Consider the following 22251-nt stretch of genomic DNA (forward strand, 5'->3'; position numbering starts at 1 on the left):
CATCGACAGAGCAAAAAAGTTCTTCTAGACTAAGCATGGGACGAGCCTGTAAAGCTGTTGTGTGATGACTTTTAGCTTACTCGCTTGTCCCCTCCTTATCCCGAACTCAGGTTAGTTAAAAAAAAAGCAAGGTGGGTAGTATCCACTTTGCTTTTTAAATGAAGAATCACACAGCGATCGCCTTGGCTTTAGGCGATAATTGTTCGCGGTTATGAGGTTCCTCAAAATCAATTAACGGCCCTTTCGGAACAATTCTGGTGGGATTAACTTTTGGGTGGCTTTTATAGTAATGGCGTTTGATATGGTCGAGGTTGCAGGTTTCCTTTACCCCTGGCACCTGGTAGAGGTCTTTCAGGTAATTCCAGAGATTGGGGTAATCCACAATCCGGCGTGAATTGCACTTGAAGTGGACATAGTAAACGGCATCAAAGCGCAAGAGAGTGGTAAACATACACCAATCTGCCTCGGTGAGGCTTTCTCCACACAGATAGCGTTGCTCCGCTAACACTTTTTCCCAACGATCGAGAGCATCGAATAGTTCCGTCACCGCTTCATCGTAGGCGGCTTGGCTAGTCGCAAATCCTGCTCGATAAACGCCATTATTAATCGGTTGGTAAATTGCATCGATCGTCTTATCAACCGCCTCCTGCAATTCTGTTGGATAAAAATTCATCTCAGACTTGGCGAAATCATCGAATTCTGTATCAAACATCCGAATGATCTCGCGGGATTCATTATTCACAATCGTGGTAGTTTCTTTATCCCAAAGAACTGGGACAGTCACCCGCCCATTGTAATTAGAATCCGCTTTAAGATAAACTTCCCACAAATAGCGAGTCTTATTTACCGTATCGGGGATAGAACCTGGTTCTTCTGAGAATTCCCAACTATTTTGCTCAATTTCGGGTGCCACGACTGAGAGACTGATAACATCTTCTAATCCCTTCAATTGGCGCATAATTGCGGTTCGTTGCGCCCAAGGACAAGCCCAGGAAATATAGAGATGATAGCGACCTGGTTCAGCCTTAAAGCCACTAGAACCATCAGCTGTAATTTTGTTGCGGAAGGTTGTTGATGGACGAATAAATTTTCCTTGGGAGTCTTCTTGTTCTCGTTCGCTAACCCACTTTCCATCAATCAAAAGACCTAAACCCATAACGTTCTCCTTTGAGAGTATGAAGGGCAACCCCAGGAAGATTGCCCCACACTTATTGGTTCAGGTTCTCACCTAAAATTCATCGGTCTTAGGTGCAAAATAGGGCGAGTACCTTACTCAGCGCTGAGGATTTTTGGCACTTTGAAAAAGTCACCCTCTTGATCTGGGGCACCTGTGAGAATAGCTTCCCGGTTGGGAAAGGGTTGCAGTTCATCAGGGCGTGTCACATTGCTGACATCAATTGCCCTTGTTGTGGGTTGCACATCACTGACATCAAGTTCGCTTAATTGTTCAAAATACTCCAAAATACTGCCTAGTTGGGTCGTAAATTGGGCTTCTTCTTCGGGGGTCAGTTCTAGGCGAGCCAGATGGGCAACTTTGCGAACTTGTTCGCGGTCAATCATAACAGTGGTAATGGCTTATTGGTAATTGGTCATTTGATAGTAGATAGTAGGTAATTTTTTCTCTTTTGTTGATTACCTATTACCTGTTACCTAAAAGAAGATATCCATCGTAGATCGCCCAGTCGTTTTGAGCCAGTTTTGGGCTTCGATGTAGTTATTCGGAGCCATACTAATCGCTTGTTTCCAATATTCTCCGGCTTTGTCAAACAAAGCTTCAGCAGCTTCGGGATCTCCATCTTCCTTGAGCTTTTCACCCTGGAAGTGGTAAATGACGGCAATATTATTCAACGCTTGAGGCAGGCGAGGATTACAGTCAAGCGCTTGGTGGTAGTATTCCAAAGCCTGCTCGTGGTCACCATTGCTGGCGTATATCAGCCCCATATTGTAGAGGATATAACTGCGGTCGTAAGTGTCTTCCTCTAGGGTTAGGGCTTCCCTGTAATTGTCTAGAGCTTCGGCGTATTCACCATCTGCCTGCGCTGACATACCATCGCGGTAGTAGATGAAGGCTTCTTTTGCTTTCTTGTTGGCAGGCAGGATTTTCAGGATTATATCCGCCATTACCGTGAAGCTCTTGTCAATGAAGTTATCGTTTTTTTGCGTTCTTGGCATATCCGGCTCTGTAATGCTGCGCTAATTAGGAAAGTGTAGAGTGGTCAGTTTATCGCTCAGTGATGCTCTTTAAGCTAATTTAACGCGCTCTGGGAGTCAACTGGATTGAGATTAACAAATGCGATCGCGCATTTGTTGTTCTTTCCTCAATCAACAGAGTTTCTCAGTGTTTTTTAGCGGACGTATTATTTTATACAAAATAAATACTAGTCCTTGTGTATATTTAGAGAATGGAAATCTGTGCGCTTATATATACGGAATTAAAGCTTGGCGATCGCTCAGCCGTAAGGCTAATGCACCCTTGACTATGGTTGGGTTTAATAATGCAAAGTGCCATCTGGGAGAATTGCACTATTGAGCTGGACGCCTTCGAGAAGCGCATTCTCAAAATCAGCATTTCGCAAATCCGCCCCTCGCAAGTCTGTTTCTCGGAGAATGGCGTTGCTCAAGTCAGCACCGATCAGATTCGTTTGCCGCAAATCAGCCTTGGTGAGGTCAGCGCCCGGTAACTTCGCCATCGTCAACTCAGAACCGGCAAGGTTAGCGCCTGTGAGATTGGCTTTAATCAGCGCGGCTAAATTCAAATTAACGCCGCTCAAGTTGGCACCGCTAAGGTCGCTATTAATAAAGCTGGCACCGCCTAGATTTGCCCCGCCAAAGTTGGCACCTCTTAAATCGGCAGCACTGAGATTGGCACCGGCGAGATCGGCACGCCTCAAATCAGCCGCCCTTAAGTCCGCATCTCTTAACTCAGCACCTCTCAAGTCACACTGAGGACATTGTTTAGTTTTTAGCAACTGTTGAACGTGTTCCAGATTGGCTGCTTTGAGTGGTGTTGCTAATCCCAGAAGTGAGAATAGAAAAACGGGCAGCCACGTTAGGAAGGCGAAGCGGTGCTTCAGTTCAGTGTGGCAGATGGTAACAGCGAATAAGTTAAGAGCGATCGCGCGAGTTCTGGGTTTCATAATCTGCCTGCTGGAATTTGCCAAAATTTTATACTGGTGATAGTAGCCTCCGTCCTTGAGGAAAGCACATGGCTCCCAATCCCACCCTCATGCAAGCAGTTGAACACCTGGGCTACCGTGTCACGGTTGGCGATGTGGCGACCCAAGCTGGGTTAAATGTCAACATGGCTCAGGCTGGATTACTCGCTCTGGCATCCGACGCCGGTGGACACTTGCAGGTAGCAGAAACCGGCGAGATAGTCTACCTTTTCCCTAAGAATTTCCGGACAGTTCTCCGCAATAAGTTCTTGCGGTTGCGACTGAAGGAATGGTGGGAAAAAATTTGGAAAGTTTTGTTTTACCTGATCCGGATTTCCTTCGGGATTATCCTGATTGCTTCCATTGTCCTAATTTTTGTCGCGATCGCAGTTATTCTAATCGCCGTCAATAGCAGCCGCGACAGCGATGATTCCGGCGGCGGTCATCACGGTGGCGGCGGTATGGTTTTTATGCCCCGCTTCTGGTTTGGCCCTGACATCTGGTGGTTTTTCTATCCAGACTATAGCGATCGCTACGAACGGCGTCGTGTCTCATCCCCCGAAGGCAAGAGACAGATGAACTTCTTAGAAGCCGTCTTCTCCTTCCTGTTTGGCGATGGGAATCCTAATGCCGATTTAGAAGAACGCCGCTGGCAAGAAATTGCCACTGTAATCCGCAATAACCAGGGTGCTGTCACCGCCGAGCAAATCGCACCTTATCTCGATGACATGGGCAAAGGCTGGGGCAAAGAATACGAAGATTATATGCTTCCCGTCCTCACCCGTTTTAACGGGCAACCGGAAGTCAGTCCAGACGGAGAAATCGTCTATCACTTCCCAGAATTACAAACTACAGCCCAAGAGCGGAATTCGCAGCCAGTGGGTGCATATCTCCGAGAGCGTCCTTGGCGCTTTAGCCAAGCCGATAGCGGACAAATTATGCTCTCTGCGGGATTAGGTGCCGTGAATATTATCGGTGCTTTAGTTCTCAATTCTCTGTTACGGGGAGAGATAGGGGTTCAATTAGCGCAATCCGGCGGACTTATCGCCTTCGTGCAGTCAATTTACTGGATTTTGCTGAGTTACGGCATCGCTTTCCTGTCAATTCCCTTAATTCGCTATTTCTGGATTCAGTGGAGAAATCAGCGAGTTGAAGCCCGGAATCAACAACGACAAGAACGAGCCATCTTGTTAAATCAAGCGAATTCCGCTTTGCAGAAGAAAATTGCTTATGCTCAACAATTTGCTGCGAAAACAGTCATCGGTCGCGAGGATTTAGCCTACACGACCGAAACCGAGCTTATAGAACAGGAGATCGAGCAAGCCGATAAGATTGATGCAGAATGGCAGCGTCGCCTCAACCAGAGCGGCTCATAAAGATTCCTTGGGGCGTTTAAAAATCAAGAAACCATAACCATAACCCGGATGGGAATTCACGCCGGTTAATTCCCAGCCTTCCTGTCCGAGTTGATTGGATAATTCATGGAGAGGTGGGATGTCTTGTTTATCTCGAAAGTCTTTTTCGTTGACACTTTTGGGTCGGAGATCGCCTGCAAAGTAGTCAAACCGAACAAAGAGGTACTCCCACTTTTTCACAGCAATCCTTCTGGCGTTTAATTAAGTCAGCTGAAAAGCAAGGAGCGATCGCTCCGGGATGAGCGAAGCGATGTCACTTGGTGGCTACCGCTTCGCTCATCCCGACTTTGGGGAGGTAACAGCCCCGCCTCTACTGCACTTTCATGCTAGCGATCGCGGTGCGCTGGTAATAATGCCCCAAAATTTGCTGGTAGTTTGTCCCCTGCTGAGCTAAATTGTAAGCCCCCCACTGGCTTAAACCAAGACCGTGTCCGAAACCACGACCGTTGAGCTGAAAACCCGTTCCTGTGGAGCTAACCGTGAACAACGTACTCCTAAGCTTCAGTGCTTGACGCAGCTGACTTCCAGTCATCCGCCGCGTGCTACCACTTCCAACGACTTTCATCGTCATAATCCGTCCGCTAGGAGTGGTGCGTTCCGGTATCAAAGATTTAACATTGCTTACACCCAGAAGCCGACTAAGTTCGTTGCGGGAGAAGCTTTTCTGCCACTGGTAGCCCGGTGTCCCTTGGTCGTAGTCAGGAACGCCGCGCAGGTAAGCCAAGGGTTCCGACCAAACATTTTCCACATTTTCCGTGTGTCCTCCAGAAGCGGAGTGGAAGACAGCAAGAATAATTTGACCGTTGTAGGTTAAAACTTGCCCAGCCGTGGCATTTACAGCCATTTGCGTTGACTCGGCTTCGGTTTCCAGACCTTTGTAAACTTGCCAAGTCTGGGTATCGCCGACATCAAAAACGCTATTGCCAGCAGTTTGACGCTTATACAGGGCGTAGGAACGAGCGGCGACAGCTTGCGCCTTCAAGGCTTCCAGAGGCCAATTAGCACTCATTTCCGAGCCTAAGACGCTGTAAAGATATTGTTCTAAATCAACTTGGTTGACGGCGGTGAGTCCTTTGCCGGTGCGAACCAATCGAGTGCGTCCCCGATACCAGCGATCGCCGATCCAAACATAACCGCCAGCCGTCGGTTCCACTATCAGTTGCGTGCTTTGCTCTCCGCCCAGCGCCACGCCACCGCCTGTAGGACGGGCTTCCATGCCATCCATTGCCGCCATTTGCCCTACTACTCGACCGGCACTATCGCGGATTACGGCTTTGGTGGAACTGCCCACGGTAATCTTGCTGACGCCTTCTTGAATCGCTACGCGCAGTTCCATCGCTTTCGTAGGAGCAACCAGCATGAGCCACAACAAAAAAGTCAGCCACCATTTAGAAGGATGTAGCCGCCCGGAGGACGCCTTCCCGAAGCCTAAGATGAAGCAAGAAGTCTGAAGCATGAAGGATTTCTGTTTGCCTAGGAGCTGTTTAGTTACCATCTATTAAAATCTCCTCACACGATGCCAAATAGAGTGCTAGGGATAGTCATTATTAAATTCCACTTAAATTGAGCATGAGAGCAAGAATCCCGTCCTTGAACTTCTCTTAGGAAGGTGGATTTATTAAGTCCCAATTCAAAAGCGTATGGGTATGGCACAGAAAAAGCCCTTACATGAAGATGAATGAGTGTCAGTTATTTAATCCACGTTCCTTAGTTCAAGACCCTTGAGAGCTGATCCGCTTATAAATTGGCACAACCCACTGACTTTTCTTATCGTGGATATATTTACCATGTTTGCTGCCGGAGTGCTACTCATAAACCTTGTGAACTTTTATCCTGAGTCTTCAGAGGAACTGCGTGTTCCCCAGATGCTGTGTCAGGATAGTTACGGAAGGCAATTCCTAGACTTTGTGACCGTTTTCTTGCCAAAATGCAAATTACTTTTTTAGGGACAAGCTCCGGTGTACCGACGCGATCGCGCAATGTGTCCAGCGTGGCTTTACGGCTACCTCAACGAGGAGAACTCTGGCTGTTTGACTGTGGTGAAGGTACCCAACACCAGCTATTACGGAGTGACCTGAAAATCGGTCAACTGAACCGTATTTTTATCACCCATATGCACGGAGACCATATATTTGGCTTAATGGGTCTTTTAGCAACCTGTGGTTTGGCTGGCAATGTTCAACGCATTGACCTCTACGGTCCCCCCGGTCTCAATGAATACCTGCGTGCTTGCAGACAATACTCTTCAACCCATTTTTCCTACCCGGTTCAGGTTCACATCGTACAGCCTGGAGTGGTGTATGAAGATGAAGAATTTATCGTCACCTGTGGTCCCCTGAAGCATCGCGTCACTGCTTTTGGCTACCGAGTCACTGAAAAAGACCGTCCGGGGCGCTTTGATGTAGAAAAAGCCGCAGCCCTCTCAATTCCTCCGGGTCGGGTCTATGGACAACTCAAACGTGGCGAAACTGTGACGCTGCTAGATGGGCGGCAAATTCATGGGGCAGATCTGTGTGGACCGACAGAAATCGGTCGCAAAATTGTTTACTGTACCGACACAGTTTATTGCGACGAGGCGGTAGAACTTTCGCAGGATGCGGATGTGTTAATTCACGAAGCAACCTTTGCCCACCAAGACGCCCAGCTAGCTTTTGATCGCTTGCACTCCACTTCAACGATGGCGGCTCAAGTTGCTCATACTGCTGGTGTTAAGCACTTGATCATGACTCATTTCAGTCCCCGCTATGCCCCCGGTAATGCCATTGTGCTGGATGACCTGCTTACGGAAGCGCGTGCCATTTTTCCGAGTACGGAATTGGCTTATGATTTTCTAAATTATGAGGTGCCTCGGCGGCGGGAAGAGGAATTAAAAATTAAAAATTAAAAAAGAGAATTTTTAATTTTTAATTGTGCATTGTTACTGTTTACAGACCGCTGGCGTTCCGCAGCCGGTCGCGTATTTCAACGAGACGGTTTTGACTGCTGACGGGCGATCGCGGTAGCGGAACTTCTGTGTTGGGCCAGCCGGTGAGATCGTTACAAGGACACGCTAAAGGCGGCATTCCTACAGTCCGGACGGGGACGGGCATGGTGCAACGAGAACAGGGTGACACATCCCATGCTGGTGTCAGCAACTGGGCAATTGGTTCTGCGGTGCCCTCTAAGTAGCAGTCCCCCGACTCTGGGGAGAGGATTTGCTGCCAGCAGTTTTCAAATTCTTGCGAGTAGCGATCGCCCCGAATCACGGGTTGCGGCAGCAGCGCTTCTTGACCATTCCGAATCAAAACTTTTTTGCCTAACTGAAACCAATAAGCAAGATACTGTTTGACTTGGTGTTGAGATGCCATAGCAAAGGAGTGAATGGTAATAGGTATAGGGTAATGAACAACTCGCTTTTTCTCAATTAGCAATGAGTCATTCGCAATTGCCAGTTTGCCTTTAAGTCTTTCTATGCTAGCGCCTATGATAATTTTGGTAACGGCGTTCCCAGGTGGCTCAGGTTGAGAACGTGACCGGCAGTAACTAAGTAGACTGGGTTAGCGATCGCGCCCACTCGACGCACCAGCCTTCCCAAGCGATCGCGGAACATCCGACCGAGGGGATAAGCGGGAACAACGCCCCACCCCGTTTCCTCTGCCACTAAGATCGCATCACTGACGCTACTTTCCAAACTTTCCAGCAACTCCTGGCACGTCTTCTCCCAAGATTCATCGTCTTGGTCTAAAAAATTCGCCACCCAAGTTCCCAAAGAATCAACGAGGAGACAACTAGAATTCTGAGATGCCCGAATCGTTGCCGCCAGTGTTAGCGGCACTTGCAGCGTTGTCCATTCCCTAGGGCGTCGTTGTTGATGTTGTTCAATTCGAGCCAGCCATTCTAGATCGTTGGGGTCAACGTGAGCCGTTGCCACATAGATAACCGGCTTACCCGAACGCATTGCCAGAGTCTCCGCCCACTCACTTTTCCCGGAACGGGCTGGACCAGTCACTAAGATTAAATGCTTAACAGAAGTCATTCAGATGCGATCGCAAAGAACTTTTTTATCCGTTTCCGGCGAGTTGTGCATTAAAGTTAAATTCAACAGTGGCAGGATTTGTATCTTACCCACCTGTACAGTGTCCGGGTTATTCTAGCGGTCAGGCTTCCCATAAATTTTCATTTTGTGCATCGAGACCGTTAATCCTACCAGACAAATAAACAAATAAAATAGAAACACAAAGCAAGTAAAAATACCAGGAAAAGCACCAATCCCAACCTTTTAGAGATTCTAGCGGCAGTTAGTTAACAGGTTTGATTTGCAGGAGTGGCGTCAGATAACTATGAAACCAGAATTAAAACGGATTGAGACAACACTGGATCGATTGGCTGATCAAAGTCCTGTCATAGAAAATCCGTCCCCTTGGGAAGATCAGCCCGATCCGAAGGGGTGGGGTTCAGAGGCATCATCAGATGCCAATCGCTCAATTTCAATGACCGTACAGGCTTTCTCTGACCAAAAGCAATCTGGCAAGACACCCGTCCTGCCAAAATTAAAAGCTCCCAGTTTCACCAACCATCGGAACGCTGCAAATCCTGCCTTGGCGATGACCCTGTTGCAAGAAATTGAAGCGATTGTTGGAGGTTGGCAGAAAGAACTTCATCAAACCTTGCGCCAAATTCAAGATATTTATCTAGAAGGGCCGATTGTTGATGGTTGGTTAGAGTCTCATTCCCGCGAACCAGAGGTTGGGGTTGAGGCGCTGCGTCAGGTGGTAGACAAGGGTCATGCCAAGTCCGTACACCAGCTGATGGACTATGTAGAAGAACTGTGCAATCAACCCGATGAAAAGGTGACTTGTGAATCTCCACGGGCTGGATACCGCCTGGTAGGAATGGATGAGAATGGTCAATTTTGGTCGCGTCCCTGTCCACCCGAACAGATTCCGAGTGTGAGTGTCGCGATCGCTCGTTATCAAAAGCTGCGCCTGCTGCTGAATCGCAAAGAGGATCTGGAAACCCGCCTCAGTCAACTAGCGGAAACACTCGTTGTTCTACATAGTCATCTAAGTGAGAATTAAAAATGCAAAATTAAAAATTGAAAATCAGTAATTTCTGCGATTTTTAATTTGTAATTTTGCACTTTTAATTAAGGTGTCCCCAATCCCAAATTTATGACAGAGCCTAAAGTTTCTGCGATTATCTGTACTCACAATCGAGAGCAGTATTTAGGTGCTGCCATTGATAGTTTGCTGAATCAAGATTTTCCGGATTTTGAAGTCGTGGTAGTGGATAATGCCTCCAGCGATCGCACATCCGAAATCGTCAAAGCACGACCAGGGGTAAGATACGTCTACGAAGGCGTTATGGGTCTATCTGTCGCCCGCAACACGGGTGCCAAGGAAGCCAAAAGTGAAATTCTCGCCTATCTAGATGATGATGCCGTTGCTAGCCCGTCTTGGCTGTCGGCACTCTATGATGCTTATCAAAGCAATGAAAAACTAGCGATCGCGGGTGGCAAAGTTACCTTAATCTGGCCCGATGGGATCTCGCCTCCTCTGTGGCTTTCCCCTGGACTATCTGGGTGCTTGGGAGCATACGATTTAGGAGATTCCATCGTCTATATCAAACAACCTGGTATGACCCCCAGAGGCTTGAATTACTCGCTCAGACGTACGTTTTTAGAGCAAATTGACGGGTTCGATGTTAATCTGGGTCGAGTCGGAAAAAATTTGTTATCAAATGAAGAATTACACATGACAGAACGGGCACTCAAATTAGGTTGGCAAGTTGCCTATCTGCCTGACGCCTTAGTTGCCCACAATGTCTCCCCCGAACGCCTTGAACAGGCTTGGTTTTTAAGCCGAGGCTGGTGGCAGGGCATTAGTGAATGTTACCGCGAACAAATCGCTGGTAAGGCAGGACCGCGCCAGCTACTGTTAGGAGGCGAACGACTCGTGCGAGGTCTCTACAAATCTGTTAAATATTTTGGCGATGCCGCCCAACGCTTCGATAATCTCGTGTATGCCTACGGTCAAGTGGGTTATTTGAGTGCAGCAATTCAAGGGATGTTATCTGCTCCTTTCAAAGTGCAAAACCCAGAGCCGGAATTAAAAATTGAAAAAGAAAATTCTTAATTTTTAATTCTTAATTGCTAATTTCTAATTGTTCTTTCATCCTTCACGGTCATGACCTCCACACCCTCCAAACTTCCTGTTTCGGTTCTGATTCCCGCTAAAAATGAACAAGCAAATCTGGCGGCTTGCCTGGAGAGTGTAGCCAGGGCTGATGAAGTGTTTGTCGTAGATTCCCAAAGTAGCGATCGCTCGATTGAAATTTCCGAAAGTTACGGCGCAAAAGTTGTCCAATTTCACTTCAACGGTCGCTGGCCTAAAAAGAAAAACTGGGCTTTAGACAATCTGCCTTTTAGTAACGAATGGGTGCTAATTGTTGATTGTGATGAGCGCATTACCCCCGAACTCTGGGATGAAATTGCAACTGCCATTCAGAATCCAGAATACGAAGGCTACTACCTGAACCGTAAAGTATTTTTCCTCGGCAAATGGATTCAACATGGCGGTAGGTATCCCGACTGGAACCTGCGTTTGTTTAAGCACAAAACAGGTCGCTACGAAAACTTGGGGACAGAAGAAATCCGCAACACAGGCGACAACGAAGTTCACGAACACGTCATTTTGCAAGGCAAAGCAGGCTATCTGAAAAACGATATGCTGCACATTGACTTTCGGGACGTATTCCACTGGTTGGAACGGCATAACCGCTACTCGAACTGGGAAGCCCGCGTTTATTTAAATATCCTGACTGGCAAAGACGAAAGCGGCACGATTGGCGCTAATTTGTTTGGGGATGCGGTACAGCGCAAGCGGTATCTCAAAAAAACTTGGGTGCGCCTTCCATTCAAACCGTTGATTCGGTTTATTTTGATTTACATTATTCAGCGAGGCTTTTTGGATGGGAAAGCTGGATACATCTATGCACGGTTGATGAGTCAATACGAGTATCAAATTGGCGTCAAACTTTATGAATTAATGGAGTTTGGCGGTCAGTTGAACGTAGCGGCTTCCTCCTCCGCGCCTCCCCAGCCCGTACCCCAGCCAGATTCATTAAAAGGAAGCGTGTAGGGTGTTGGAACCAGGCGAACAACCGCCAGCGATCGCGTCGGAATCTCTTGTTGATTTACGCCGTTACGACCAATCCTGGTTTGACAGAGGACGACCGGGTTGGTTTGTCTTGCTGTGGTGGTTGGTACAAGCGATCGCCTTTCCCTTAACTCCCCATCCCTCTAGCGGTATCCGCTGCTGGCTTTTGCGTCTGTTTGGGGCAAAAATCGGCAGCGGCTTAGTCATCCGACCAACCGCCCGCTTTACTTATCCCTGGAAAATCGAAATCGGAGATTATAGCTGGATTGGGGATGATGTCGTTTTATACAGCCTTGACCGCATTCAGATCGGTCAGCACTGCGTCATTTCCCAAAAAAGCTACCTCTGTACCGGCAGTCATGACATCCAAGACCCAGCTTTCAAGCTAATGACAGCCAGTATCACGATTGGCAACGGCGTCTGGATTGCCACAGATTGCTTTATTGCGCCTGGGGTTGAAATCGGAGCGAATTCTGTGATTGGGGCACGTAGCAGCGTTTTCGGTAACATTCCACCCCAGCAGGTCTGCTGGGGCAGTCCTTGCCGTCCCCACTACCCTAGAGAAATTAAAAATTAGAAATTAAAAGTGGTGGAAAGAATCCCTTTTCTTTAATTTTTAAGTTTGCATTTTTAATTATTCATTCATTCATATTCCGATAAGTAGCAACGGCTGACGGAGAGATTCGGTTTAAATACCGAAAAATCCAATACTTAAATATCGTGTCCAAAATGACGGGAAAGGTAGCAATAAATAGAAAGTTAAAATCTCTGTTTTCGGGTAAGCCTAAATGCCTTGCCGTTCCTTCCAGAATCACTTCCCAACCGTGAGGAGAGTGAAATCCTACAAAGATGTCAGTGAATAAGATAATAATAAAAGCTTTAGCACTGTCACTGAGGCCATAAACTACGTCATCTACAAAAGCTTTGAAAACTGCAATTTCTTTTTGGCTATTAAGCAGCAACAGGTAAAGAGATCCCGCTGCAATTAGATCGGCAAAAACATTTTTGATAGCGTTGGCACTTCTGTGACTATATTCCTCCCCAATTTTTAATGCCTTCTCTTTGACTTCTTCTTCTACTTCCTCCTTAGATAATTGAGGAGCTACACCGATTAAGCTTTTAAATTTTAGTAATTCTTCAAATCTTTGCAATTCCTGAAAAGCTTCTTCTTCCAGATCCACATTCAGGAAAATTTCAGTTTTGTTTGGCTCCCGGAAGCGATCGACAAGAGGTCCGACAAAGAAAGTTTTACTGACTTGTTGAGTTAATAAAGGAACTAAGATTAAAACTAAAATAAACCGAATAGAAATGATGGTTTTCGTTTGGGAAGTGCGAAAACTTTGAACAACTTCTTCTTCTGAATTGGGGTCAAAGTTTCTCTTGAGCCGATCTAGCGTACTCAAGATTGAGCGAGGCACAAAACTGGTTGTATCAGTCATTGTTTCAGCCTCCTCAGCCACTCGTTGGTCTGTAGGAAACAAAGGTGGTTGATTGACTAGATTTTTGGCTTCATTCCGGTCAACATTTCTCAAGTTCGCTTCTACAGATTTAGATTGGGCTACGGGTACTAAAGCTGATGAATAACGAGCCTTTTCGGGCTTGTATTTAGATAAAACATCATCAATAAATTTAAGCTTTTCTAAAGTTATGGCTTGTTTATCTTGAATTTCAAAATCTTCTCTTCTAAAATTTGGCGCTCCGGTCAGTTTTGTTTTTCTCGTTAAATCTGGATTAGAACGGGTCACTATTGAAGCGCTGGCCTGAAACTCTGCCAGCCCAAATTTAGCAGTTTTTAAGTGATTTCTAAGTTTTGTCTCAAAATAAGACATGGCATTTTCACGGTATTTTTGGCAATCTTGGGAGATTTTTTTACCATCAAAATGCTCATCTTCCAAAGCCTTAATCATTAAGGCTGCCTTATATGCTCGATCCAAGGCTCTCTCTGGGGTGTCTGAAAACCACTGGTTGGCAGTTCCTAAGTAAGATTGGAGCTGTGACAAGAAAGATAGTTTCATAATAGAAACCGAACGATTACACAAGTATCACTCAGCGTTTAGCAATGTTAACGCAATCGCAGACCATCTGGATCGTCGGGCCGGCTCGCAGTGGAAAGACAACTCGCCTTGTAAACCTGTTTTGCCAGTGGGTTGAACGGGGATCTCAACCGCGAGGTTGGCGTCGGAAGGCGGGAAGGCGGGAGCAGGCACCGACAATTTTAGTCTTTGCGGCTAATGATGATAATCGGAGCGAATTAGCTGACCGCTTGGCTACAGCAACACAGGGGCGGTATCCGATTCAATCTAAAACGCCTTTGGGTTTCTTTCAGGATGAGGCGATCTTATTTTGGCCTTTATTGATTCAGCGGTTGAATCTTAGGGCACAATTTCCAGTTAGACTGCGCCCAGAAACTGAGCAGGAGTTAGCCACCCGGTTGTGGCGTCCGGAGTTGGATAATGGTAGCCTTCAGTTTTTGGGGGTGAGCGAGTCTCGTTCGGTGCGTCGCGTTCTGGACTTGTTGCAGCTGTGCGCGATCGCAGGACGACCTATTGAGGAAATTCCCAGTCTTCTCGAACAAGGTTTTGCAGATCAACAAGGGTTTGCCAGGGACGACGATCCGGTAGTGGAGCGCCCGGACTGGGAGAAAATCGGAAAATTGCTGATTGATTGGCGGCAATGGTGTTTAGACCGGGGATTGCTGACCTATGGGATTATTTGCGAACTTTATTGGCGTTATCTACTGCCAGACGAAGCTTATCAGCAGCACTTGATTTGCCGGTATCAGGGAGTACTGGCGGATAATGTGGATGATTATCCAGCGATCGCCTGCGATCTATTCAACTTCCTTTTAGATAAAGGAGCAGCCGGAGCCTTTACCTATAATCCGGATGGGGCAGTGCGACTCGGTTTGAACGCCGATCCAAATTATCTAGCCAGTCTAGAGTGGCGCTGTCAGGTAGAAACTTTGAGCCAGGAACCGAGCAGTGTGGCGGCACTTTACGGAAAGCCGGTGGTGGAAGCGGTGAGCGACCCCATGTTTCTGTTGACCTTACCAGAGTCGGTACAGTTGATTCAAACCACATCCCGCGCTCAGTTGTTGCGAGAAACCGCTTTAGCGATCGCAACGGCGATACACAACGGACAGGTGCAGCCTCAGGAAGTGGCAGTGATTGCCCCTGGTTTGGATGCGATCGCTCGCTATACCTTAATCGAAATCCTCAGCAGCCAGGATATCCCCGTCCAAACTTTGAGCGAACAGCGTCCCCTGAATGCTTCCCCGACGATCCGGGCGCTGCTGACGCTGCTGGCGCTCGTTTATCCAGGCTTGGGGCGGCTGGTAGACCGGGATGCCGTGGCGGAAATGCTGGTAGTACTGAGTCAGGAGTCCGGATTCAGGAGTCCGGAGTCAGGAGGTAGCACCCATTCATCCCCGATCGTTCATCCTTCATCCTTCAAGATTGACCCAGTCAGGGCGGGTTTATTAGCCGATTACTGCTATTCCCCCGATCCAGAGCAACCCAGGTTGCTGCCGGTGACGTATTTCCCCCGCTGGGATCGGCTGGGACACTCAGCCTGTGCTGCTTATGAAGAGATTTTGCAGTGGCTAGAAGTGCAACGAGGTCAGCTGGAACAGCGTCTGATTCCCAACTGCGTCGCCTTGCTTGACCGGGCAATTCAGCAGTTTTTGTGGAAAGGCAGCAATCTACCCTACGACCAGCTAGCCGCCTTACGCGAACTGATGGAAACCGCCCAACACTACTGGGAAGTCGATGGACGGCTGCGGCAGAGCGATCGCATTGAAACCCCAGATCACACCACGATCGATCGGTTTATCTGCTTGTTGCGGCGCGGTACTGTCACCGCGAACCCTTATCCCGTGCGCCCCCTCGGTCTTGACCGTCACGCCGTGACTTTGGCAACCATCTTCCAATATCGGGCGGCTCGTCGGTTCCACCGATGGCAATTTTGGCTGGATGCCGGTTCGCACCTCTGGTCAAAAGGCGGTGCTGCCACTCTCTACGGTGCCCCTTTGTTTCTCAAGGATTGGTCGGGAGAGGCGCTAACCGAAGAAGATACCCAAGAAGCAGATGAGCAAAGACTGCGGCGGATTTTGCTGGATTTACTGGGGCGAGTGGGGGAGCGAATTTATCTGTGCCATAGCGATTTGGCGACCAATGGACAGGAGCAAACTGGCCCGTTATTGTCCTTAGTCAATGCTTCAATTCCTTTGAACCCTGATTATGCACTCAGCTAACCACGCGATCTTGGCGAGGTTTTTAGAGGGCATGGAGAAAAAGGGTGAGTATCCAGATATATGCCCAAGCCATCGGTATCCCGATAAATAATCCCGCGATCGCCCAGCCTCTTTGATGGGCTTTGAATTGTTCAATACTCCGCCATTTTTTACTTTTCCAAGCCCATTCATTGCCCTTAGAACCGAGGGCGAACCCCATCAACCAACCGATACTCGGTATCCAGGCTAAAAGTCCAATCCAAACATGATTGCTCAAAGGCCATAGATAAGGCATCAGAAATGCGCCCCAATTCCAACCTTTGATTTCATCAGGTACTGGTACTGTCTCATCCAATAAACCGCCTTGCCCAGAATTATTGACCAGGGTTGGTTGCTTTGAAGGTTGGATACCCGTTGAAGTTTTAATCCTTGTTCCTTCTTTAAGCGCTTTCAGGGCAGATTTTGCACTCGCGAACCGTTCCTCTGGAGCTGGTTCTGTTAACTTTTGAATCCAGCTAATGAATGGGGGACTGATGCTCACCTGTTCAGAAAATTGAATCCGCAAGTTCCGAGAAGGCAAATCTGCCGGTGCCGTACCTGTCAACAAATGAATTAAAGTGGCTCCCAGGGAATACAAGTCTGAAGCTGGAACAGACCTTCCGCCAAATTGTTCCATCGGCGCATAGCCGTAAGTTCCGACGACAGTAAAGGTAGCTCCCTCTTTCGCGGCTTTATCTTGCACCGCTCCAAAATCAACCAAATATACCTTGTCGTCATCACCCCAAATTAAATTGCTCGGTTTGATGTCTCGGTGTAGGACTGGGGGACTCAGCTCGTGTAGATAAATCAGAATATTCAGAATTTCCGAGGCAATCTTACGGACTTCCTTTTCAGTGAACTTTTTCCCTTGTACGAGTAATTCCTTCAGAGAGGTACCGGGGATGTGTTCTTGGACTAACCCGAACCAAAGCGATCGCTCATCGATACAAAAATCATCCCCATATTTAGGAATTCGGGGATGATTCAACTGCTTAAGGATTTGTGCTTCTCGCTCAAACAGTTTGAGATCGTCCCACTGTACCTCGCCGCCAAATGCGAGGAGTTTGACAACGACTAAATTTTTTTCTTCAGTTTCAATATCCGTCGCTAACCAAGTTTGTCGTCCCGCATTTTGTCCCAATCTTTGTTTGAGTTGATAACGCCCCTGTAATATCTGTTCGGCTTGCAGCATTATTCGTTATTTTCCGTAGAAAGCTGAGATGAGGGATTTAGAAACTTAGTATTTGCCTTCACGTATACTGATAATTCGGTTTTTCATCTTGTCACAGCGCCCTTATCTACCTTCCTATCTGCTCTTTTGGTATCTCTAGTGTGCCCGCAGGACAGGCTGGTTTGCCATTGTTATAAATTGGCTCTGGTAGTTTGGTAGCACCAACAGCATTAGATTCACACAAAATTGCTATTGTTTTCATCTTGCCCTTAACAGCATCTGAGGATTTTGCAGGTACTATAAACACACCTCCAACATAGCTTTTGTTATTACGATGGGGTATTGCGTAGTTAAATGCAGCTTTACTCGCCACCATACGAGTTGCATATTCGTAATTTCCTTTCTTATTTTCAACGCCAACCCCTAGTTTTTCAACCGAATCAGAAAAGTCATTTTTTTCTATAAAATAAGCTTGCTGACCCCGATTCATCGCCCCAACAGATTGTTTCGCTTCTGAGTTTTCAATTTTGGCCCGCTTGGCAAAAAAACTTGGCAGAGCAATAGCCGCAATGAGAGCCATAAAAGTAAATAATGGCAGCACAGTTAAAAGAACTAAACGACCATAACGAACCGAATTGCCCTTTGACGGAGCCTCTGTTTCGCTATTGGAGCTTTTAAAATTTTCCACTTGTTGCAGAGCTTCAAGTGCCTCGCGCGCCGTGGTAAATCGTTTTTCTGGAGCTGGCTCTATAAGCTTCTCAATCCAACTGCTGAAATGAGGATTGAGGCGAACTTTATCGGTAAATTGAATCCGCATCTGATGCTGCGGTAACTCAGAAGGCGGCGTTCCAGTTAACAAGTGGATTAGGGTGGCTCCTAGTGCGTAAAGGTCGGATGATGGAACTGCACGTCCCCACAACTGTTCTGGTGGCGCATAGCCACTGGTTCCCACCACAGTAAAGGTGACACCTTCTGCCTTTGCACGGTCTTGAACCGCACCAAAATCAACCAAATAAAACTGCCGATCTTCCCCCAAAATTATGTTGCTAGGTTTAATGTCTCGATGTAATACAGGTGGACTTAATTCGTGCAGATAAATTAGAATTTCTAGGATGTCCGTGGCAACATAGCGTACCTGCTCTGGTGTAAATTTTTTGCCTTGATCTAATAGCTGACGCAGGGAATTGCCGGGAATGTAATCTTGCACTAATCCAAACCAAGGTAAGCCGCCGCCTGCCTGTTCACCGAGAGAAAAATAATCTTGATAGGTCGGAATTCTGGGATGGTTTAAGTTTTTCAAAACTTGAGCTTCCCGTTCAAACAGCTTGAGTTCCTCCCACTGCATTTGAGGGCTGAAAGCTAGCAATTTGACAATTACCGATTCGCTGGGTTCTGCTTCTAAATCTTCTGCCAGCCAGGTTTGACGCCCTGCATTTTGTCCCAGTTGTTGTGTGAGGTGATAACGCCCCTGTAATATCTTTTCTGCTTGCAGCATGATAATTTTACTTAGTTAGTTACTAATTGAAGGATTGAAGGATTACGAATACCTAGTTTGGGATGGTCCTTGGTCATTCGCTCCTATCTCAGCCAGTCTTGGATCTGTCGAGCTATCCAGTTACATTCAGGTTCAGTCAGGTTCTGAGCGAAACAGTATTTCAGCAATCCAGTTTCGAGAGCGACTCCTTCTAAAGGAATTGCTTCAACATTTTTGATGCTGGAAATTTTCCCCCGATGGCTAAGATATTTCAACCCAAACAATTCCCTTTTAATTACAAAGTTATCTTGATAGAATTCGATGCAATAATCTCCCCAATAGTTGAGTATGGGCCATTTCAAATCGGCGGGAATTTTCCACAATTCATTGTGTAGGCTCATCCATAGCCGACCCAAAATAAGTGTTAATAGAATGGAGAAAATGAACAAAAACATCGTAGGAAGCGATGACAACAGGGAGAGGAGCATATAAAATATTGAGAAAGCCAGCGATAACAGCACCAAACCCAGCAAAAATAGAGCGATTATGGAGGTCGCTACTAGCATTAATTTCCCTGTAAAGGCGAGAATGTCTTTAACTAACAAGATTCCCCGCCCAGGAATTTTAATTTTTAACTGAGTAGAAGACTTCCAAAGCTGAACGCGACTGCCAGCAGGCTGACGGATTTGTTGCAGGAGGGCGTTGAGAGAACGATTGGCTTTGAGATCCTCCAGTGCTTGACGGGCAGTGCGATATCGTTGCTCTAAATCGGGTTCGGCGATCGCTTCAATCCACCGGACAAAATTGGAGTTAAGGCTAACCCTGTCGCTAAAGTGAATCCGTAAATTCTTTTGGGGCAAATCTGCCGGGGCGATGCCGGTTAACAAATGGATCAAAGTTGCCCCCAGCGCATACAAGTCGGATGCCGGAACTGCCTTTCCCCAAAATTGCTCTAGCGGCGCATAGCCAGTCGTTCCCACCACAGTGAAGGTGACTCCCTCCGCTACGGCAGAATCTTGAACTGCGCCGAAATCCACCAGATAAATTTGTTCATCTTCTCCCCAAATCAAGTTGCTGGGCTTGATGTCGCGGTGTAGCAACGGCGGGCTTAACTCGTGCAGATAGGTGAGAATATTCAGCACCTCGGTGGCAATCTGCCGCACCTGGGCTTCGGTAAAGCGTTTGCCCTGTTTCAATAATTCTTGCAGGGAAGCACCGGGAATGTATTCTTGCACCAATCCAAACCAGCACAAACCAGCGCCAACCTGTTTATCGAGGGAAAAATAATCTCGATATTGGGGAATTTTGGGGTAATCGAGATTTTTCAAAACTTGCGCTTCACGCTCAAATAACTTGAATTCGTCCCACTGCATCTGGGGGCTGAAGGCTAGCAGTTTGACGATGACTTGTTGTGGCGGTGATGCCTCAATGTCAGTTGCCAGCCAGGTTTGACGCCCAGCATTTTGTCCTAATTTTTCTTGAAGTTGATAACGCCCTTGCAATACCTGCTGTGCTTCCAGCATCTCGCCCTTGGTTCCTTAGCGCCGTATGTACTCCAATTTAGCTAGCGATCGCTCTAAGCGCTACCGTTTCGCTACCACCCCGTCAGGTGTCCACTCTATTTCACTTAATACTGAATACAAGCGATCGCGCTCTCTTTCCCAACAAACGCGATCGCTCTCTTTGAGAAGGACAGCGAAGCAATATACCCCAAAAAGCGTAGAGACGCGATTAATCGCGTCTCTACAAGAATTTTATTTGTTTACTCTTAGAACTTAGGCATCATTCAACGCCGCAATACCAGGAAGTTCCTTCCCTTCCAGCAACTCCAGACTAGCGCCACCGCCAGTCGAGATGTGGCTCATTTGTTCGCCCAAGTTCAACTGTTCCACGGCTGCCACCGAGTCGCCACCGCCGATAATGGTAGTCGTCCCGCTCTTAGTGAGATCGGCAAGAGTCCGCGCGATCGCTTCCGTTCCCTTGGCAAATTGCGGAAACTCGAATACTCCCATCGGGCCATTCCAGATTACCGTCTTGCAATCAGCAAGCGATTCCTGGAAGAATTTCACCGAGTCGGGACCAATATCCAAACCCATCCAACCATCGGGAATGGCGTCAATGCTAACCGTTTGAGCATTGGCATCAGCCGCAAAATTATCTGCAACGACGACATCTGTCGGCAATAGCAGTTGAACACCACGCTCTTTCGCCTTAGCTTCCAAAGACTTCGCCAGTTCTAACTTATCTTCTTCCACCAGCGACTTACCGACACTTAGCCCACGAGCCTTGTAGAAGGTGAAAATCATGCCGCCGCCCAGGATCAGCTTATCGCACTTATCCAGCAGCGTTTCGATGACGCCAATCTTGCTAGAAACCTTGGAACCCCCAATAATTGCTGCCAAAGGACGCTGAGGACTTTCAATCGCGCTTTGCAGATACTGGAGTTCCTTTTCAATCAAGTACCCCGCCACCGATGGGCTGAGATACTTGGTTACACCTTCTGTAGAAGCATGAGCGCGGTGAGCTGTTCCAAACGCATCATTCACATATAAATCGGCAACTGAAGCCAGTTTTTTAGCGAATTCTGGGTCATTCTTCTCTTCTTCCGGGTAGAAGCGGACATTTTCCAGCAGCAGCACGTCGCCATCTTGCATCGCCCCCACCTTGGCAGCGACATCATCACCGATACAGTCGTCAGTCTTGACAACTTCTTTACCCAGCAATTCAGACAGGCGCTTTGCCACCGGCGTCAGGCGGTATTTATCATCGACACCTTTGGGACGCCCAAAGTGACTAGACAGAATTACCTTAGCGCCTTTGGAAGTTAAATCCTGAATTGTCGGCAGAGCTGCCCGAATGCGAGTATCGTCAGTAATGTTGCCATTGTCCAGCGGTACATTAAAATCCGCCCGTACCAGTACCCTTTTGCCGGATAAATCGGATGCCGATAAATTTGCTACAGTTTTCTTGGACACAGCGTAAACCTCCTAATTGCGTCTTTTTATACTCTTCACTAGCAACCGCGTGTCACTGGTCGTTTGCCCTTTTCCCTCAAAAGCTAGATAGACCAAACCAAATGCAGGGGTAAGGTTATTTCTAGCTCTCTAGCCGTCCACATTTTACAAGAGTTGGGGTTTCTACAGGAGCGTGCCATGTTCAAGACTGTTCTGTTTCCTGTCGATCAAAGTCGAGAAGCGCGCGAAGCGGCTGATGTCGTTGTAAATGTTGTGCAAAAGTATGGTAGTAAATTAATTTTGCTTTCGGTGGTAGAAGAACCCAGCCCAGAGCCAGAGGTGTCGCCGCTCAATTCAGATGCTGCAATGACATCGCCAGAAGCAGTCGCCGAACTGCTCAAAACAGCTCAAAATCTATTTGCCGATCAAGGCATCCAGTCTCAAACGATTGAGCGTCAAGGCAAACCAGCTTTTACCATCTGCGATGTTGCTGACGAAATTGACGCCGATTTAATTGTGATGGGCTGTCGAGGGCTGGGTTTGACTGAAGAAGGCATGACTGACAGCGTCACGAACCGGGTAATTAATTTATCTCCTTGTCCGGTATTGATTGTTCCTTAGTCAAAGTTTAGATTTTGGATTTTGGATTTTAGATTCAATCTAAAATCTAAAATCT

At 47.3% G+C, this 22251-nt stretch carries 22 protein-coding genes; 9 read left to right on the forward strand and 13 right to left on the reverse strand.

What is annotated here, in order from left to right:
* Positions 1-166: 166 nt before the first annotated feature.
* From NDI34_RS08085 to NDI34_RS08100, 4 genes are all read right to left on the reverse strand, one after another.
* The gene (locus NDI34_RS08085; protein WP_190678762.1) at positions 167-1156 is read right to left on the reverse strand and encodes a glutathione S-transferase family protein; all 990 of its coding nucleotides are present in this window, start codon (positions 1154-1156) and stop codon (positions 167-169) included.
* A gap of 113 nt (positions 1157-1269) precedes the next feature.
* The gene (gatC, locus tag NDI34_RS08090) at positions 1270-1560 is read right to left on the reverse strand and encodes an Asp-tRNA(Asn)/Glu-tRNA(Gln) amidotransferase subunit GatC (RefSeq protein WP_190414356.1); all 291 of its coding nucleotides are present in this window, start codon (positions 1558-1560) and stop codon (positions 1270-1272) included.
* Between the two features lie 90 nt (positions 1561-1650).
* Entirely contained in the window at positions 1651-2172 is a 522-nt protein-coding gene (locus tag NDI34_RS08095) for a photosystem I assembly protein Ycf3 (protein ID WP_190414358.1), read from the reverse strand.
* A 317-nt stretch (positions 2173-2489) separates the two neighbouring features.
* Positions 2490-3137 carry a pentapeptide repeat-containing protein gene (locus NDI34_RS08100; RefSeq protein ID WP_348232373.1) on the reverse strand — a complete coding sequence of 216 codons (648 nt, stop codon included), beginning with the start codon at positions 3135-3137 and terminating at the stop codon, positions 2490-2492.
* 68 nt (positions 3138-3205) lie between these two features.
* Between NDI34_RS08100 and NDI34_RS08105 the strand changes: the two genes are divergently transcribed.
* Positions 3206-4531, forward strand: a complete 1326-nt coding sequence (locus tag NDI34_RS08105) for a hypothetical protein (RefSeq protein WP_190678757.1) — start codon at positions 3206-3208, stop codon at positions 4529-4531.
* On the opposite strand, the gene NDI34_RS08110 is transcribed toward NDI34_RS08105, so the two are convergent.
* Together NDI34_RS08110 and NDI34_RS08115 are read right to left on the reverse strand one after the other, a co-directional pair.
* Positions 4526-4750 (reverse strand): hypothetical protein, encoded by a 225-nt coding sequence (locus NDI34_RS08110; protein WP_190414362.1) that lies wholly within the window; start codon positions 4748-4750, stop codon positions 4526-4528. The two genes, NDI34_RS08105 and NDI34_RS08110, sit on opposite strands and share 6 nt — an antisense overlap.
* 130 nt (positions 4751-4880) lie before the next feature.
* Complete coding sequence (locus NDI34_RS08115) at positions 4881-6065, reverse strand: SpoIID/LytB domain-containing protein (protein ID WP_242030465.1); 1185 nt, start codon at positions 6063-6065, stop codon at positions 4881-4883.
* A 432-nt stretch (positions 6066-6497) separates the two neighbouring features.
* On the opposite strand from NDI34_RS08115, the gene NDI34_RS08120 reads away from it, so the two are divergent.
* Complete coding sequence (locus tag NDI34_RS08120; protein WP_190526345.1) at positions 6498-7454, forward strand: ribonuclease Z; 957 nt, start codon at positions 6498-6500, stop codon at positions 7452-7454.
* Positions 7455-7494: 40 nt separating this feature from the next.
* Here the strand turns inward: NDI34_RS08120 and NDI34_RS08125 are convergent, their stop codons facing one another.
* Together NDI34_RS08125 and cobU are read right to left on the reverse strand one after the other, a co-directional pair.
* A complete protein-coding gene (locus NDI34_RS08125; RefSeq protein ID WP_348232374.1) occupies positions 7495-7917 on the reverse strand; it encodes a hypothetical protein in 423 nt (140 codons plus the stop codon).
* A 113-nt stretch (positions 7918-8030) separates the two neighbouring features.
* Positions 8031-8585, reverse strand: coding sequence for a bifunctional adenosylcobinamide kinase/adenosylcobinamide-phosphate guanylyltransferase (gene cobU / locus NDI34_RS08130; protein ID WP_348232375.1), 555 nt, complete (start codon positions 8583-8585; stop codon positions 8031-8033).
* A 304-nt stretch (positions 8586-8889) separates the two neighbouring features.
* On the opposite strand from cobU, the gene NDI34_RS08135 reads away from it, so the two are divergent.
* The 4 genes from NDI34_RS08135 (at position 8890) to hpsU (ending at position 12283) form a co-directional block, all read left to right on the forward strand.
* The gene (locus NDI34_RS08135) at positions 8890-9627 is read left to right on the forward strand and encodes a hypothetical protein (RefSeq protein WP_190430415.1); all 738 of its coding nucleotides are present in this window, start codon (positions 8890-8892) and stop codon (positions 9625-9627) included.
* A gap of 93 nt (positions 9628-9720) precedes the next feature.
* A complete protein-coding gene (locus NDI34_RS08140) occupies positions 9721-10683 on the forward strand; it encodes a glycosyltransferase family 2 protein (protein ID WP_348232376.1) in 963 nt (320 codons plus the stop codon).
* Between the two features lie 51 nt (positions 10684-10734).
* Positions 10735-11688: a glycosyltransferase family 2 protein gene (locus NDI34_RS08145; RefSeq protein ID WP_348232377.1), complete on the forward strand. Its 954-nt coding sequence runs from the start codon at positions 10735-10737 to the stop codon at positions 11686-11688.
* Position 11689: 1 nt separating this feature from the next.
* Complete coding sequence (gene hpsU, locus NDI34_RS08150) at positions 11690-12283, forward strand: hormogonium polysaccharide biosynthesis acetyltransferase HpsU (RefSeq protein WP_339380476.1); 594 nt, start codon at positions 11690-11692, stop codon at positions 12281-12283.
* A gap of 61 nt (positions 12284-12344) precedes the next feature.
* Here the strand turns inward: hpsU and NDI34_RS08155 are convergent, their stop codons facing one another.
* Positions 12345-13721 (reverse strand): proton extrusion protein PcxA, encoded by a 1377-nt coding sequence (locus NDI34_RS08155; RefSeq protein WP_190986400.1) that lies wholly within the window; start codon positions 13719-13721, stop codon positions 12345-12347.
* A 44-nt stretch (positions 13722-13765) separates the two neighbouring features.
* On the opposite strand from NDI34_RS08155, the gene NDI34_RS08160 reads away from it, so the two are divergent.
* A complete protein-coding gene (locus NDI34_RS08160; RefSeq protein ID WP_348232378.1) occupies positions 13766-15958 on the forward strand; it encodes a recombinase family protein in 2193 nt (730 codons plus the stop codon).
* A 22-nt stretch (positions 15959-15980) separates the two neighbouring features.
* Here the strand turns inward: NDI34_RS08160 and NDI34_RS08165 are convergent, their stop codons facing one another.
* From NDI34_RS08165 to NDI34_RS08175, 3 genes are all read right to left on the reverse strand, one after another.
* Positions 15981-17168: a serine/threonine-protein kinase gene (locus NDI34_RS08165; protein WP_190433299.1), complete on the reverse strand. Its 1188-nt coding sequence runs from the start codon at positions 17166-17168 to the stop codon at positions 15981-15983.
* Positions 17169-17274: 106 nt separating this feature from the next.
* A complete protein-coding gene (locus NDI34_RS08170) occupies positions 17275-18642 on the reverse strand; it encodes a type IV pilin-like G/H family protein (protein ID WP_190986397.1) in 1368 nt (455 codons plus the stop codon).
* Positions 18643-18725: 83 nt separating this feature from the next.
* On the reverse strand, positions 18726-20144 hold the full coding sequence (locus NDI34_RS08175; RefSeq protein WP_348232379.1) for a serine/threonine-protein kinase: 1419 nt from the start codon (positions 20142-20144) through the stop codon (positions 18726-18728).
* A 25-nt stretch (positions 20145-20169) separates the two neighbouring features.
* Between NDI34_RS08175 and NDI34_RS08180 the strand changes: the two genes are divergently transcribed.
* Positions 20170-20400, forward strand: a complete 231-nt coding sequence (locus NDI34_RS08180; RefSeq protein ID WP_190678743.1) for a hypothetical protein — start codon at positions 20170-20172, stop codon at positions 20398-20400.
* On the opposite strand, the gene NDI34_RS08185 is transcribed toward NDI34_RS08180, so the two are convergent.
* The gene (locus NDI34_RS08185) at positions 20397-21596 is read right to left on the reverse strand and encodes a phosphoglycerate kinase (protein WP_190414379.1); all 1200 of its coding nucleotides are present in this window, start codon (positions 21594-21596) and stop codon (positions 20397-20399) included. The two genes, NDI34_RS08180 and NDI34_RS08185, sit on opposite strands and share 4 nt — an antisense overlap.
* A 177-nt stretch (positions 21597-21773) precedes the next feature.
* On the opposite strand from NDI34_RS08185, the gene NDI34_RS08190 reads away from it, so the two are divergent.
* The gene (locus NDI34_RS08190; protein ID WP_190414380.1) at positions 21774-22196 is read left to right on the forward strand and encodes a universal stress protein; all 423 of its coding nucleotides are present in this window, start codon (positions 21774-21776) and stop codon (positions 22194-22196) included.
* The last annotated feature ends 55 nt before the right edge of the window (positions 22197-22251 follow it).

Origin of the sequence: Trichocoleus sp. DQ-U1, from assembly GCF_039961925.1 — a bacterium.
Classification (GTDB): Bacteria; Cyanobacteriota; Cyanobacteriia; order Cyanobacteriales; family FACHB-T130; genus FACHB-T130.

Coding starts and splice junctions, on each gene's coding strand:
- NDI34_RS08140 (WP_348232376.1), top strand. CDS start 9,721: ATGACAGAGCCTAAAGTTTCTGCGATTATCTGTACTCACAATCGAGAG.
- NDI34_RS08175 (WP_348232379.1), bottom strand. CDS start 20,144: ATGCTGGAAGCACAGCAGGTATTGCAAGGGCGTTATCAACTTCAAGAA.
- gatC (WP_190414356.1), bottom strand. CDS start 1,560: ATGATTGACCGCGAACAAGTTCGCAAAGTTGCCCATCTGGCTCGCCTA.
- NDI34_RS08105 (WP_190678757.1), top strand. CDS start 3,206: ATGGCTCCCAATCCCACCCTCATGCAAGCAGTTGAACACCTGGGCTAC.
- NDI34_RS08120 (WP_190526345.1), top strand. CDS start 6,498: ATGCAAATTACTTTTTTAGGGACAAGCTCCGGTGTACCGACGCGATCG.
- NDI34_RS08155 (WP_190986400.1), bottom strand. CDS start 13,721: ATGAAACTATCTTTCTTGTCACAGCTCCAATCTTACTTAGGAACTGCC.
- NDI34_RS08165 (WP_190433299.1), bottom strand. CDS start 17,168: ATGCTGCAAGCCGAACAGATATTACAGGGGCGTTATCAACTCAAACAA.
- NDI34_RS08160 (WP_348232378.1), top strand. CDS start 13,766: ATGTTAACGCAATCGCAGACCATCTGGATCGTCGGGCCGGCTCGCAGT.
- NDI34_RS08085 (WP_190678762.1), bottom strand. CDS start 1,156: ATGGGTTTAGGTCTTTTGATTGATGGAAAGTGGGTTAGCGAACGAGAA.
- cobU (WP_348232375.1), bottom strand. CDS start 8,585: ATGACTTCTGTTAAGCATTTAATCTTAGTGACTGGTCCAGCCCGTTCC.
- NDI34_RS08190 (WP_190414380.1), top strand. CDS start 21,774: ATGTTCAAGACTGTTCTGTTTCCTGTCGATCAAAGTCGAGAAGCGCGC.
- NDI34_RS08135 (WP_190430415.1), top strand. CDS start 8,890: ATGAAACCAGAATTAAAACGGATTGAGACAACACTGGATCGATTGGCT.
- NDI34_RS08180 (WP_190678743.1), top strand. CDS start 20,170: ATGTACTCCAATTTAGCTAGCGATCGCTCTAAGCGCTACCGTTTCGCT.
- NDI34_RS08145 (WP_348232377.1), top strand. CDS start 10,735: ATGACCTCCACACCCTCCAAACTTCCTGTTTCGGTTCTGATTCCCGCT.
- NDI34_RS08125 (WP_348232374.1), bottom strand. CDS start 7,917: ATGGCATCTCAACACCAAGTCAAACAGTATCTTGCTTATTGGTTTCAG.
- NDI34_RS08100 (WP_348232373.1), bottom strand. CDS start 3,137: ATGAAACCCAGAACTCGCGCGATCGCTCTTAACTTATTCGCTGTTACC.
- NDI34_RS08170 (WP_190986397.1), bottom strand. CDS start 18,642: ATGCTGCAAGCAGAAAAGATATTACAGGGGCGTTATCACCTCACACAA.
- NDI34_RS08115 (WP_242030465.1), bottom strand. CDS start 6,065: ATGGTAACTAAACAGCTCCTAGGCAAACAGAAATCCTTCATGCTTCAG.
- NDI34_RS08095 (WP_190414358.1), bottom strand. CDS start 2,172: ATGCCAAGAACGCAAAAAAACGATAACTTCATTGACAAGAGCTTCACG.